General features: G+C 63.6%; 10 protein-coding genes. 1 reads left to right on the forward strand and 9 read right to left on the reverse strand.

Features of this window, described 5'->3' with window-relative positions:
* Window positions 1–4 precede the first annotated feature (4 nt).
* The 5 genes from AACH32_RS15500 to AACH32_RS15520 form a co-directional block, all read right to left on the reverse strand.
* Complete coding sequence (locus tag AACH32_RS15500; RefSeq protein WP_338601408.1) at window positions 5–736, reverse strand: formate dehydrogenase subunit gamma; 732 nt, start codon at window positions 734–736, stop codon at window positions 5–7.
* Window positions 729–1487: a 4Fe-4S dicluster domain-containing protein gene (locus AACH32_RS15505; RefSeq protein WP_338601410.1), complete on the reverse strand. Its 759-nt coding sequence runs from the start codon at window positions 1485–1487 to the stop codon at window positions 729–731. Before AACH32_RS15505 ends, AACH32_RS15500 begins: the two co-directional genes overlap by 8 nt.
* Window positions 1487–3682: a molybdopterin-containing oxidoreductase family protein gene (locus tag AACH32_RS15510; RefSeq protein WP_338601412.1), complete on the reverse strand. Its 2196-nt coding sequence runs from the start codon at window positions 3680–3682 to the stop codon at window positions 1487–1489. The genes AACH32_RS15505 and AACH32_RS15510 overlap by 1 nt, the downstream gene beginning before the upstream one ends.
* Before the next feature lie 78 nt (window positions 3683–3760).
* A complete protein-coding gene (locus AACH32_RS15515; RefSeq protein WP_338601414.1) occupies window positions 3761–4093 on the reverse strand; it encodes a c-type cytochrome in 333 nt (110 codons plus the stop codon).
* A gap of 547 nt (window positions 4094–4640) precedes the next feature.
* The gene (locus AACH32_RS15520) at window positions 4641–6443 is read right to left on the reverse strand and encodes an adenylate/guanylate cyclase domain-containing protein (RefSeq protein WP_338601417.1); all 1803 of its coding nucleotides are present in this window, start codon (window positions 6441–6443) and stop codon (window positions 4641–4643) included.
* 360 nt (window positions 6444–6803) lie between these two features.
* Between AACH32_RS15520 and AACH32_RS15525 the strand changes: the two genes are divergently transcribed.
* Window positions 6804–9617: a sigma 54-interacting transcriptional regulator gene (locus tag AACH32_RS15525; RefSeq protein ID WP_338601419.1), complete on the forward strand. Its 2814-nt coding sequence runs from the start codon at window positions 6804–6806 to the stop codon at window positions 9615–9617.
* An 81-nt stretch (window positions 9618–9698) separates the two neighbouring features.
* Here the strand turns inward: AACH32_RS15525 and AACH32_RS15530 are convergent, their stop codons facing one another.
* From AACH32_RS15530 to AACH32_RS15545, 4 genes are read right to left on the reverse strand one after another with little or no spacing between them, the layout of a single operon-like run.
* Window positions 9699–10430, reverse strand: a complete 732-nt coding sequence (locus AACH32_RS15530) for a sulfite exporter TauE/SafE family protein (protein ID WP_338601421.1) — start codon at window positions 10428–10430, stop codon at window positions 9699–9701.
* Window positions 10423–11136: a DUF1638 domain-containing protein gene (locus AACH32_RS15535; protein WP_338601423.1), complete on the reverse strand. Its 714-nt coding sequence runs from the start codon at window positions 11134–11136 to the stop codon at window positions 10423–10425. The genes AACH32_RS15530 and AACH32_RS15535 overlap by 8 nt, the downstream gene beginning before the upstream one ends.
* Window positions 11133–11321, reverse strand: a complete 189-nt coding sequence (locus AACH32_RS15540; protein ID WP_338601425.1) for a hypothetical protein — start codon at window positions 11319–11321, stop codon at window positions 11133–11135. Before AACH32_RS15540 ends, AACH32_RS15535 begins: the two co-directional genes overlap by 4 nt.
* Window positions 11322–11334: 13 nt before the next feature.
* Window positions 11335–12201 carry an ABC transporter ATP-binding protein gene (locus AACH32_RS15545; RefSeq protein ID WP_338601429.1) on the reverse strand — a complete coding sequence of 289 codons (867 nt, stop codon included), beginning with the start codon at window positions 12199–12201 and terminating at the stop codon, window positions 11335–11337.
* Window positions 12202–12215: the final 14 nt, after the last annotated feature.

Genomic DNA, 12215 nt, shown 5'->3' on the forward strand with positions numbered 1-12215 from the left:
GGGTTTATTTTTCTTCCAGCTCCTCGTACCAGAGCTGGTGATGATGCTTGGCGTACTCGGCGGGTACCGTGCCGGTGAACATGGAGATGAAGGCCGGGCGCTCATCCTTGCTGATGGCGGCCATGTAGATGTGCACCATCAGCAGGGCGGTGGTGACGCCGGCGGCGATGAAGTGCACGGTGATGGACCACTGCACCAGCCAGACGTCGGCGGCGGTGAAGAAATACTTGCTGAACAACATGATGAAGCCGGTGCCCACCAGCACCAGGGCCCCGATGATGATGCCCTGGGCGGCCACCTTCTGGCCAGCGTTGTAATACTCCTGGGGCGGCATCTGGCCGTCGTAGCCCAGGGGCTTTACCAGCTTGGCCATCATCTTGTAGCCCAGGATCATCTGCAGGTTCTTCTTGATCATCCACTGGATGTCGCGGTTGGGCTCCAGGGTGAAGGTGTCGTGCAGGAAGGGGGCCACGAAACGGCTCAGGCCCCAGAAGAAATAGCCCACCCACACCGCCAGCCAGATCAGGGCCACCAGCCAGTGGGCCACCAGCAGATTGGCGCCGCCGCCGAACACGGCCCGCACCGCGTTGGGATAGCCGGCCCCCAGGGGGTTCAGCTCCGGGTTCTGGATGAGGGCCAGGCCGGTGAACAGCAGAAAGAACCAGCAGGCCGCGTTGAACCAATGGATGAAGATGCCCGCCCTGGTGTGGCGGAAGATCATTTTGGGGCTACTCATGGCCGCCCTCCTCACCGTGCTCCTCCGGGGGAGGGGCGTCGTTTTTGAGCATGAGCTGCTTGCCCAGCATGGCCAGCACCCCCAGGCCGCTGAGCCCCACCACCACCTTTACCGCCGGGTCGGCCAGGTTTTTCCAGAACTCGAAGGCGCCGGGCATCTGGGCCTTTACCGGCCAGGACTTGAGGCCCGCCTCGCCCAGGTAGTAGAGGTTGGGGTCGGTGTTGCTCTGGGCGTTGACCACCTGGGTGGCCTTGGCCTTGTTGGCGGCCATCAGCTTGCCCGCCGGGTTGGCGGGGTCGTTCAGGTCGCCGAAGACCCGGGCCTTGGTGGGACAGGTGCTCACACAGGCAGGCTCCAGGCCCACCGCCCGGCGCGAGGCGCAGAAGTCGCACTTGTCGGCCACCTTGAGCTTGTCGTTGCGGTAGCGGGCCCCATAGGGGCAGGCCTTTATGCACTGGCCGCAGCCGATGCACAGGCCCCGGTCGATGACCACCACCCCGTCGCTCTTGCTCTTGTAGGTGGCCCCGGTGGGACAGGCGCTCACGCAGGTGGGCTTGTCGCATTGCATGCAGTTGCCCGGCTGGAACACCATGCGGCCGCGCTTCTGGGCCCGCAGGTCCATGTCGCCGCTCTTGATCCAGTTGCGCCAGTTGTCGCCCGGCACCTCGTTGGCCACCTTGCAGGCGGCCATGCAGCCCTTGCAATCGATGCAAAGCCCGGCGTCGATAACCATGCCTAGCTGTTTGGCCATCAGGCCGCCTCCTTGCCCACCCGCACCCAGGTCTCGTGCATGGCCATGTTGCCGGTGATGGAGTCGAAGTCGTCGTTAAGCACCTGGGCGATGCAGGCGCCCTTGCCGTAGATGTTGGCCAGGCCGGGGCTGAGCACCCCGAAACCGGTGGCCATGTACACCGTGTCCGGCCGGATCCCGTGGGTCACCTTGGCCTGGATGCGCTGCTTGCCCGCCGGGCTCTTCACCCACACCCAGTCGCCGTCCTTGACGTCCAGCTCCTGGGCCCGCTCCGGGTGTATCCACAGGTAATTGGTGGGCTGGAACTTGGCCAGCAGGGCGTTGTTCTGGCTGGAGGACTGGGTGATGACCGCGTTGCGCCCCACCACCATGCGCATGCGGGCCGTGCCGCCGGGCTTGGGCGGGGCGTACACCGGCATGGGGTCCAGGCCCATTTCGGCGTAGCGGCTGTTGAACAGCTCGATCTTGTGGGACTTGGTCTTGTAGATCTTGCCCTCGTAGACCCCGTAGAGCTTGGAGGGGTTGTAGTAGACCCCGTCGCGCACGAGGGCCTCTTTGGCCCCGGCCAGGCCCGCCAGCTGCTTGTCGCGGAACTGCTCGATGGTGAAATCGAAGTACTTGCCCATGCCCATGCGCGCCGCCACCTGCTGCATAACCCAGAACACCGGCTTGGACTCGTAGAGGGGAGCCACCACCGGGTCGCGCATGACCACGCAGGCGCAGGCGCTGGAGCCTTGCTGGGCCGAGCAGGGATCCTGGCGCTCCAGATAGGTCTGACTGGGCAGCACCAGGTCGGCCATATAGGCCGTGTCACTCATGTGGATGTCCATACTCACCACGAACTCCATGGAGTTAAGCATGGCCACCGTTTTGCTGCGGTTGGCCGCGGTCTGCATGGGGTTGGTGTGGTAGATGAAGAAACCCTTCACCGGATAGGGCTTGCCCTCCAGCACCGCGTCGCGGGCCAGCTTGAAGGAGCCCTCCTCGGGAAACATGAGGGTGGCCTTGCCCGCGTCGATGCGGTCCTCGGGGTTCTCCTCATAGAAGGGAGCCTCGAAAGGGATGCCCCCGCCCAGGCCCACCACCCGCGCGGCGGTGAGCCCGCCGGGCCGGTCCCAGTTGCCCAACAGGGCGTTGACGATGGCGTAGGAGCGGCGGATCTGGGTGGAGTCGGTGTAGTTGGAGCTGCGCCGTCCGGGATAGACCATGGCCGCTGGGGCGGCGGCGGCCAGCTCCCGGGCGATGCGGGTGATTTCCTTGGCCGGGATGTCGCACTGCTCGGCCGCCCACTGGGGGGTGTAGGGCTGCACGTGCTTGGTGAGCTGCTCTATGCCGTAGGTTTTCTCGGCCACGAACTTCTTGTCGTAGAGCTTTTCGGTGATGAGCACGTGGGCTATGGCCAGCATGAAGGCCATGTCGGTGCGCGGCTTGATGGCGAACCACTCGTCGGCCTTGGCCGCAGTCTTGGTGTAGCGCGGGTCCAGCACCACCAGCTTGGCGCCCTTTTTCATGGCGGTCATCAGGTCCATGCTGTCCGGGGTGACCAGGGACTCGAAGCGGTTGGCCCCGGCCATGACCACGTACTTGGTGTAGAGCATGTCCGGAATGGGCACCTCGCCGAAGGTATCCAAAAAGGCCCGGGTGCCCGCGATGAGGCACATGGACTCGTGGCTCAGGGTGTTGTAGGAGCCGTAGGCCTCGGCGAAGCGGTGCACAAAGGTGGACTGCATGTCCGAACCGGCCATGAACATAAAGCCGCAGCGGGTGTAGCGCTTGCCGATGTCCGTGAACTTGGCGGCCATGAGGTCCAGGGCCTGGTCCCAGGAGATGCGCTTGAACTTGCCCTCGCCGCGCTCACCCACCCTGAGCAGGGGGTACTTGAGGCGGTCGGCCCCGTAGACCTGCTCCACCCCGGCGTTGCCCCGGGCGCAGAGCATGCCCCGGGACTTGAGGAACTTGGGGTTGGGGTCCAGCTTCTGGATTACCCCGCCCTGCACCCTGGCGATGAGGCTGCACTTGTTGAAGCACATGTCGCAGACGCTGTACTTGCTCTCAAAACCGGGTTTGAGGCCACCGGCCGCCTGGGCAGGCTTGGGCCCGGTGACCCCTCCCCCGACCGCCGCCGCCGCGCCCGCGGCGCCGGCCAACTTTAAAAAGCCCCGCCGGGATATTCCCCGGCTGCTTGTCTGGGCCATGGTCGATTCTCCGTTAGACAAAACCGCGCTGGAACGAAGGCGCGGCGGCAATAAGCCGCCGCCGCGCCGCGAGATGGCTTACTTGCACTTGGCCGGAGAGGGGGAGTCCTTGGCGTGGCCCCAGAGATAGGCGTAGATGTCGTTGATGTCCTTGTCGGACAGCTTGGCCCACTCGGCCTTGCAGGGCAGCTTGTCGCGGCCGTCAAAGGTGGTCTTCCACTGGGCCTGGGTCATGGAAATGGGGCTCAGCTCCTTGGCCTTGCCGTTTTCCACATGACAGACCCGGCAGTTCTTGCGATAGAGGTACTTGCCCTTGCGGGAGTTGCCGGTTTCGCCGGCGGCCAGGGCCACACCCAGGCCCGCCGCGATAAAGCCCAGGACCAACAAGACTACGATCGAACGCTTGAACATCACTCTCTCTCCTTGACCGTCAGCCGGCCCCAGGCCGGATGCTTGCACAAACACGGTTTACGGTTGCTTAATCCAGGACGAAATCATCCCTGGCCCCGCTGCTAAAGCAACAGGCGTGCCATGGTGATAATATATATTTTTTTAATAGTAGTTACGGATGGTTGACGGCGCCGGGCCGAGGCGGCAACTGTTAACGCAAGAGTACAATGTGTTTAATTTATTAACAGCTATTAATATGTTGCGCCCAAAGGGACAATCCGACGATGACGATGTTCGCTCCTCCTCGCGTGGCCTATGTTAATAGATACTTGTTATTATTGTTATATTTGTATTTACGTACCATCGAGACCCCTTGAATAACTATTGCCTATGGGAAGGCGCGGCGGCGGGTGGGACTGCTTAACAGCGAACGTGTTACAAGGCTCGCGCGGGAGCTTCGGCCACGGCCATACATAAAATATATTTAAATATCAAATTGATATGCTTTTGGGTTCGGCAAAGCCCACGGCCCGGCAATCGCCCGGGTGTTAACGGTTAACAGGTAGCCTTACAGGGGCTCGGACTGGAGCTCGGGCTGGACATTGGCGCAAAAGGAGGAGCCGGTGAGGGTGTAGAGCTGGATATCCCGGTCCAGCCCCTTGGGCCGCACCGTGAAGCTGCGCCCCACCTGGAGTTGGGCGGGCAACAGGTCGTGCACCTCCTGGGAGATGACCACCTCGCCGCCTTCGGCCTGGGACTGGATGCGCTGGGTCAGGTTCACCGGTCCGCCCACGATGCCGTACTTGGTGCGGGCCGGGGAGCCGATGTTGCCCACCACCACCTCGCCGAAGTTGAGGCCGATGCCGGTGGCCAGTTGGGGATAGTTCTTCTGGGCCGCCTCCAGGTTGAACTTTTCGGTGGCCTCCAGCACTTCCAGGGAGCAGCACACCGCCAGGCGCACCGCCTCGGCCTCGCCGTCCTCCAGGCTATCGAAAAAGGCCAGCACCGCATCGCCCAGGAAATCCACGATGATACCGCCATGGCGCTGGATGACCTCGATGAGCCGCGAGAGGTAACGGTTTATCACCTCGATGGTCTCTTCCGGGCTGAGAGTCTCGCACATGGCGGTAAAGCCGCGCACGTCGGTCATCATGATGGCCACCCGGCGCTTTTCCCCGCCCAGCAAGGTGGCCTCCGGCCGGGCCATGAGGCGGCGGGCCACCGCCGGGTCCACGTAACGCCCGAAGGTGTCGCGGATGTAATCCTTTTCCTTGAGGCCTGCCACCATGGTGTTGAAGCTGTGGGCCAGACGGAAGAACTCGTCGTTGCGCCGGGGAACGGGAACGTCTTCGTAGTGGCCCCGGGCCACCTGGCGGGCGGCCCGGCAGACCCGGCGCACCGAGTCGGCCACCTGGCCGGTGACCGTGAAGATGAGCAACAGCACCAGGCCGATGCAGCCCAGCCCGGCCAACAGAAAGCCCCGCAGGAAATGCTGCACCGGGGCCAGAACCGCGTCGCCATGGGTGATCATCACCAGGGCCCAGGGGGCCAGGCTCAGGTGATAGAAACCAGCCACTTCATGCACCGGCACCCCCGGCCCCAACAGGGTGCCCGAGGGCTTGCTTCGCAGCTCGCCCAGCAGGGTTTGCTGGAAGGGGTCGCCGTCGGCGGCCAGGCGGCCGCCCAGGGGCCGGGCCTCCGCCCCCTTGGCCAGCACCCGGCCGGTGCCGTCCACCAGGTAGACGTTGTCGCTCTGCCACCAGTTGAGGGCCTTGAGATCTTCCAAAAGATGAGCGAAGCGCATCACCACTTCCAAGTGGGCCACCGGCTTGCCGTTTTCTCCGCTCAGGTCGAAAACCATGGTCACGGTTTGGGCCCCGACGGCCGCGTCCAGGCGGGGGCTGGTCACCTTGGCCATCTCCACCCGGCGAAAACGCATCATCCCCCATCCCCGGCCTGGACCGGCCGCGCCTCCGCCGCCCGCTCCCTGGCCCCGGCCCATGCCCATGCCGGGCATCGCCCCGCCCTCCCGCGGCGCGCCCGTGGCCTCGGGTTGGTCCAGCAGGGTCAGCTTTACCCGGGCCACGCCGGGCAGTTGGGACAGTTGCTCCTCCCACTCCTGGGTGGTGTAGGAGGCCAAGCCGGAAATGCTATTGATGAGCTTTACCGCTTCCTCGGGCTGACCCAGGCGCATGTCCACCCCATGGGAGGCTCGCTCCAGGCTGAGGACGGCCGACTCGCGCCATTGGTCCAGCAGGCTGCCCCGGGCATAAAAGAAGCCCGCCGCGCCCAGACCAAAAAGCAGAAGGGCCACGGGCAAGAGCAGCATAACCATAAGGCGCTGGCGCAAGCTGGTAAGGCCGAAACGCAAAAAATCAACTTCCTTACCCCGCCGGAAAAGCCCGCGGTACACTTCGTTAGCACTTGGAACCAGTATATATGAATCGAAGGGCGCTATCGCAAGCAAACACCTGAAAAATACATATCATAAAGGCAGTTAGGCTCTAAAAAATGACGGCGCGAATCGCCGTCCAATGATAAAATTGGACCCGTAACCAATTAAAGCGAGGGCAAAAACCGCCCCGCAGTCTCGGTATACCGCCGGGCCCAGCTTGTCCGGCCGTCCTCAGTTACGGCTTCCCCAGGTCGGCACCGCCGCCTGCCTTTGCAAATGGCCCCAACAGACCCCCAGGAAGGTTTTTGATAACGCCCCCCTGGAGAACTCCGCCCCATGCCTAGACAAAAAAATCTTGAGTTGAAAACCCGCACCCGGCCGGTGGCCCGGGCCACTTTTTTGCTCTACGCGGCACTTATCCTGGCCGCTCTGCTCATCGGCTACGTCAGCTACAACTACTCCTTCGCCATGATGGAAAAGAGCTACCAGACCTTCTATCTGAACAAGGCCCAACTCATCGTGCACGCGGTGAACAACATCCAAAACGCCTCGGACGGCGAGTTCCTGCAGGCCTTGAACCGATATTGGGAGGGGGCGGGCAACCGCCCGGCCGACGAGTACATCTGCGTGGTGGATCAAAAGGGCAAACTCTTGCTGCACACCGCCCACCCCAACTCGGTGGGCAACTACGCCGGCGACAACCCCATCTTGGACGGCAGCACCACCGACCCTAAAAAGCTCTGCGATCTGGTGGTGGCCCAGGCCGATTATGCGGGAAAATATATCTCCAGCGAAGGCAAGGACCAGATCGCGGCCTTTTCGGCCATTCCCGGCCGCAAATGGATGTTGGGGGTGCACCGTTCCCGCTCGGCCCTGTACACCGAGATCAAGGACGGCTTTCGCCCCCTGTTGATCGGTTTTATTTCGGTCTGCGGCATCCTCATGCCTGTGTTCTTGTTTCTACTGTTCCGCACTTATAGCGGAGCCCAGCGCAAGCAGCTGAGTTATGAGCACGCCCTGCGCGAGAGCGAGCAGCGCTACCAGTCCCTGGTGGACACCATGCCCCAAGGCATGTGCCGCACCGACCGCCAGGGCAAGCTGACCTTTGCCAACCGCGCCCTGCTGAAAAACCTTGGAAAATCCCTGGAAAGTTGCCTGGGCAAGTCCCTGCCCCAGCTCTATCCCGGTGGCGTGGCTGATAAATTGGTTGACGACGAATTGGAAGTACTGAGCAGCGGCCACACCCTGGACGTGATCTACGAGTACCGGCCCGCCGATGGCGGCCCACCGCGCTTCGTGGAGTCGGTGCGCCACCCGGTGTACGACGCCGAGAGGGCCATCGTGGGGGTGCAGAGCATCTTCTGGGACGTCACCGACCGCAAGCTGGCCGAAGAAGACCTCAAGTGCACCAAGGCCCAGTTGGAGACAGTACTGCAGTCGGTGCCCTCGGGCATCTTCGCGGTGGACCAGGATTGCCGTTTCACCATCGTGAACCAGCAGGCGGAAAAGCTCATGGACTTTGACGCGGCCGAGGCCCTGGGCCAGCCGGCCAGCAAGTTCATACCCGACACCAAGCTCCACCGGGTGCTGAAGACCGGCAAGCTGGAGATGGGCAAGCCCTTTACCCACAACCAGCGCACCTTCCTGGTAAGCCGCAGCCCTATCATGGAACAGGGCAACATCATCGGCGCGGTATCGGTGTTCCAAGACGAGTCCGAGTTGGAGGCGGTGCAGCGTCAACTGGAGGAGTTGCGCAGGCTCAACGACGAGCTGTCCTCGCTCATCGAAAACTCCCACGACGGCATCCTGATCACCGACACCGACCAGGTGCTCACCGTGAACCCCAGCTTCGGGCGCATCACCGGCCTGGCTCCCTCTACCCTGGAGGGCCGCGACATCAGCGGGCTGGATTCCGAGCGCCACGTATGCATGGCCGTGATGCAGGCGGTGTTCCGCCATGTCAAGAGCCACCGCTCCTCCATAACCATGCGGCGCAAGCTCAAAAGCGGCAACGAGATCTTTGTCACCGGCAACCCGGTGCTGGACAAGTTCGGCCAGGTGGTGCGAGTGGTGATGAACGTACGCGACGTCACCGAGCTGCACTCCCTGGGCGAGCGCCTCAAGATGCTTTCCCTGGCCTGTCTGGAGGACGGTCCGGACTCGGCGGGGCCGGAGGCGACCTACGGCATCGTGGCCGAAAGCCCGGCCACCCGCAATCTGTTGGACTTGGCGGTGCGGGTGGCCCAGGTGGACTCCACCGTGTTGTTGAGCGGCGAAAGCGGGGCGGGCAAGGACGTGTTGGCCAAGCTCATTCACAACCTGAGCAAGCGCCACGACCAGCCCTTCGTGTCTCTCAACTGCGGGGCCATTCCCGAGCATCTTTTGGAGAGCGAGCTGTTCGGCTATGAAAAGGGCGCCTTCTCCGGGGCCGACCGCTACGGCAAACCGGGGCTTTTGGAAGAGGCCGCCGGGGGCACCGTGTTTTTGGACGAGGTGGGCGAGCTTCCCTTGAACTTGCAGGTGAAACTCTTGAAGGTCCTGCAGGAGCAGCGTTGCCGCCGCCTGGGCAGCGTCAAGACAGTGGATTTGGACATCCGCATTCTGGCGGCCACCAACCGCGACCTCAAGCAGATGGTGGCCGAAGGGCAGTTCCGCGAGGACCTCTTTTACCGCTTGTATGTGGTGCCTATCGAGGTGCCTCCCTTGCGGGAGCGGCGTCAGGACATCCTGCCCCTGGCCTTGCGCTTTTTAAAGACTTACAACAAGAAGTACGAGGTGAGCCGCACCCTGGGGCACGAATTGCTCCGGGTGTTGGAGACCTACCACTGGCCGGGCAACGTGCGCGAGTTGCAAAACGTCATCGAACGCCTGGTGGTTACCGCCGACGCCGACGTCCTGGAGCCGCGCCATCTGCCCCGCAACATGAACCAAAGCCAAGAAGAGGCTCAGGCGCCCATCGTGTGGGTCACCGAGGGCATGAAGCTGCGCGAGGCCCGCGACGAGGTGGAAAAGCAGCTCATCCAAAAGGCCCTGGCCCAAACCAAGAACACCCGGGAGGCGGCCAAGCTCCTGGGTGTCACCCACTCCACGGTGGTGCGCAAGGCCCAAAAATACGACCTGGCCATAGACGGCGGGACCACCCTGCACTGAGTCTATCGGACGGCTGCGAATCAAAGCGCTTATTGTCTAGCCGGAAGGTGCCCTCGTAGGGCGAGGAAACTGCGGGCGGCCCTAGGCCCGCCACCACAGGGCCACAGCGGTGACCAGCAGCATGGCCAGCACCACGTAGCGGTATAGCCGGTTGGAGGCCTTGGAAAAGGCCCAGAAGCCCAACACCGAGCCCAAGGCCACCGCGGGACTATAGGCAAGGGTCCCTCGCAGCACCGGCCAGGAGAACATCCCTCCCGCCGCGTATACCAGGGTCATCAGAACGAACTGGGCGCTGAAAAAGGTGGCCAGCAGGCTCTTGGCCTGGCGGGGATCATCAGTCACCGACATGATGTAAACGGCCGCCTGGGGGCCGCCGATGGTGTAGGCCCCCAGGAACGATCCGCTGAGAAAGCCGCAAAAGCGACCCCACCAGGGGCTGTGGGCATAGCGCGCGGCCAGGACCCGGCCCGCGGGCAACGCGCTGAACACCACCACCACGGCGATGAATCCGGCCAAGGCCCTTTTGAGCGCCAGGTCGGGTAGGCTGTAGAGCAGGAAGGTGCCCACGGCCAGGCCCAGGGCCGATCCCAATACCAGGGGACGCAGGGGCTCCCAGGAAAAGTGCCGACGGTAGTGCCAGGCCTGGTAGAGGAACAGAACCAGGCAATAGGGGAATTGCAGGGCCACCGCGTCCTTGATGGGCAACAGAAGGGCCAAAAGCGGCACCGAGACCATGGCGAAACCAAAGCCGGCGAAGCTCATGGTAAAGCCGCTGACCAGGAAAATCAGGGCCATGGCCAAATGCTCAGGCATCACTCCCGCTTTTTCCGCACGACGAAGAGGCCTGGGGATAAAGTCCGATATCCACCGCCTGGCCGGGGGGAAGCACCGTCAGGCCCGGCCCCGGCGCCCCGCCCAGAAGGCGGCTGAGCCAGTCCCGATGGCCCCGCTGTTCCTCGTAGGCCAGCCCGAAAAGCCGGGCCATGTCCTTGGCGTAGCGCCGGTGACGAGCCAGCAGGCCCACCCCGGTGTCCACCAAGGCGACCCGATGATACCCTGCAAGCATCTGCTCACCCACCCATAGGGCATCTTCGTGTCCGAAGCGCTCCTTGGTCACGAAGTATTCGCTGTAGGGGGTCTGGCCGTGGTCTATCCAGCCGGGAGTGAGGTAGAAGGTGCCGCCGCAGCCCACGCAGGGATTGGCCTGGGCGTCGCCCAACAGCAGGGGCACGCAGTCATGCACCAGGGGCAGGACCAGGGAAGCCCGCGACGCCTTGAGGCCCTGCATCCCGCCTCCGCAAAAGCCGTATCCCAGGATCACCCTCTCCACCCCGGGGTCTTCCTCTAGCTCGGCCAGGGAGCGTCCCAGTTCCTGGCGCAACTGGTCCGGGTAGCGGTGGAGGCCCTGGTCCAGGTAACGGACCTGGTCATCCTGCACCCCCAGGCTGGTCAACTCCGGCTGGAAAACCCGGCAGGCCAGAACCCTGGCGCCGCCCAAGCGGGGATGGTCGGGGTTCACCCCGCCAGACCCCGCAATATGAACAGGGCCATGCTCAGGCCCATGAAGGCGTAGGAGGCCGCGGAGAGGCGGCCGGCCCACACCGGGCCCAGCCAGTCCCTGCCCCTTCCCAAAAAGGCGCCCAGGGCCAAAAGCCCCCCCAGGGCGGCGGCCGACCAGGTCAGCACGGGCAGATAGGCGGGCATGGCGGACCTCCCGCTAGCCGCCGGCGCGGCAAGAGCCCAGAAGGTCCCCCGCGCCGTCGAGCTTGGCGAATATCTTGGCCCCTTCCTCGTAAAGTGACTCCATGACCTCGCTCTTGATCTGGCGGTAGCGCTCGGTGGAGAGCACCGAGAAATCCCGGGGCCGGGGCAGGTCCACGTTCACCGTGGTCTTCACCGTGCCCGGCAGGTTGGTCATCACCAGGATTTGGTCGCCCAGGAAAAGGGCCTCCTCGATCTCCGAGGTGATGAACAGCATGGTCAGGCCGGTTTCGCGGTACAGGGTGAGCAAATACTCCTGCATAAGTTCGCGGGTCATGACGTCCAGGCCGCGGAAGGGCTCGTCCAGGATCATCACCTTGGGGTCCATGACCAACGCGCGGCACAGCTCGGCCCGCCGCTGCATGCCGCCGCTGAGCTGGGCCGGGTACTTGTCGCGGAACTCCCGGAGGCCCACCTTTTCCAAAAGCGCCATGGCCTTGGCCTCGGCCTCGCTCTTGTTCATGCCGCCCAGCATGGTGGGCCCGAAGGTGGCGTTTTTCATCACCGTCATCCAGGGCCACAGGGCGGTTTCCTGAAAGACCATGATGCGCTCGCGGCCGGGGCCGGTCACCGGCTTGCCGTCCAGCAGCACCTTGCCGCTGTCGGCGTGGTCGTAGCCCGCCGCGATGTTGGCCAGGGTGGATTTGCCGCAGCCGCTGGGCCCCACCAAGACGGTGAGGCTGCCCCGGGGCACGGTAAGGGAGCAGTTCTTCAGGGCGTGGCAGGCGGGCGCGCCGGGAATGCGGAACACCCGGTTCACGTTCTCCAGGACCAGCTCGCCCTTTTGCTGACTTTGCTTGTTCTTGTTGCCGTTGTTGGCCATGTTCGCTCTCCGGG

The sequence above is a fragment of the Desulfoferula mesophila genome, from assembly GCF_037076455.1.
GTDB classification, from domain to species: Bacteria; Desulfobacterota; Desulfarculia; order Desulfarculales; family Desulfarculaceae; genus Desulfoferula; species Desulfoferula mesophila.

Coding starts and splice junctions, on each gene's coding strand:
- AACH32_RS15500 (WP_338601408.1), bottom strand. CDS start 736: ATGAGTAGCCCCAAAATGATCTTCCGCCACACCAGGGCGGGCATCTTC.
- AACH32_RS15505 (WP_338601410.1), bottom strand. CDS start 1,487: ATGGCCAAACAGCTAGGCATGGTTATCGACGCCGGGCTTTGCATCGAT.
- AACH32_RS15510 (WP_338601412.1), bottom strand. CDS start 3,682: ATGGCCCAGACAAGCAGCCGGGGAATATCCCGGCGGGGCTTTTTAAAG.
- AACH32_RS15515 (WP_338601414.1), bottom strand. CDS start 4,093: ATGTTCAAGCGTTCGATCGTAGTCTTGTTGGTCCTGGGCTTTATCGCG.
- AACH32_RS15525 (WP_338601419.1), top strand. CDS start 6,804: ATGCCTAGACAAAAAAATCTTGAGTTGAAAACCCGCACCCGGCCGGTG.
- AACH32_RS15530 (WP_338601421.1), bottom strand. CDS start 10,430: ATGCCTGAGCATTTGGCCATGGCCCTGATTTTCCTGGTCAGCGGCTTT.
- AACH32_RS15540 (WP_338601425.1), bottom strand. CDS start 11,321: ATGCCCGCCTATCTGCCCGTGCTGACCTGGTCGGCCGCCGCCCTGGGG.
- AACH32_RS15545 (WP_338601429.1), bottom strand. CDS start 12,201: ATGGCCAACAACGGCAACAAGAACAAGCAAAGTCAGCAAAAGGGCGAG.